Annotated in this window: 1 protein-coding gene; it reads right to left on the minus strand. The window is 67.7% G+C overall.

Features of this window, described 5'->3' with window-relative positions; all coding sequences use genetic code 11:
- Positions 1–1100, minus strand: a 1100-nt coding sequence (gene thsB, locus BN903_RS14215) for a thermosome subunit beta (protein WP_048078354.1), incomplete at both ends; no start/stop codon positions are given.

Consider the following 1100-nt stretch of genomic DNA (forward strand, 5'->3'; position numbering starts at 1 on the left):
GAGCTGCTCGCGGCCCTCGACGGAGTCGGCGTAGTCGCGCAGCCGGCGCGCGAGTTCGACCTCGACCGCGCCGCCGCCGGGCAGGGTCCGCCCGTCGGAGACGGTCGTCGAGACCACGTCAATCGCGTCCTGAATGCCGCGTTCAAGCTCGTCGACGACGTGTTCGGTGGTACCGTACAGGAGGAGCGTGACGCCGTGGGAATCCTCGCCCTCGACGTAGAACAGCTCCTCGTCGTCGTCGCGCTCGATCGAGCCGACCGCGAGGTCGTCCGCGGACAGGGAGTCGAGGTCCGTGACGATCGGCGCGCCGAGCACGTTCTTCAGGAAGGTCAGGTCGGACTTCTTCGTGCGGCGGACCGCCAGAATGCCCTCCTTCGCGAGGTAGTGCTGCGCGAGGTCGTCGATCCCCTTCTGACAGAAGACGACGTCCGCGCCGGACTCGACGATCTTGTCGACCTTCGCGCGGAGCTGCTCTTCTTCCTGATCGAGGAACTTCTGGAGCTGGTCCGGGGAGTCGACGTTGACGGAGGTGTCGACGTCGGCCTCCTCGACCTCGATCGGGTCGTTGAGGAGCAGGACGTTGGCCGACTCGAAGTCGGTCGGCATGTCCTCGTGAACGGGGTCCTTGTCGATCGCCGCGCCGGTGAGCAGGCGGGACTCGCCCGCCGCGCGACCGGTGCGCGTCTCGATGTTGAGGTTCGCCAGGTCGACCACGTGGGAGCCGTCGTCGGCCTCGACGGTGACGCCCTGTACCGCGCGGACGACGAGGTCGGCGAGGGTGTCCTTGTCCAGCTCAGCGCCCTTGCCGGTCATCGACGTCTCGGCGACGTTCCGGAGGGTTTCCGTGTCGCCGGGCTCGACGGCGGTGGCGACCTCGTCGACCTGCTCGCGGGCGTACTCGCTCGCGAGGTTGAAGCCCTTGATCACCGCTGTCGGGTGGATGTCCTGTTCGAGGAGGCCCTCGGCGTTTTTCAGCAGCTCGCCCGCGATGGCGACCGCGCTGGTCGTGCCGTCGCCGGCCTCGTCTTCCTGCGTCTCGGCGACTTCCACGACCATCTCGGCGGTCGGGTTGTCGATGTCCATCGTCTGGAGGATGGTGA

It is taken from the genome of Halorubrum sp. AJ67 (assembly GCF_000513435.1).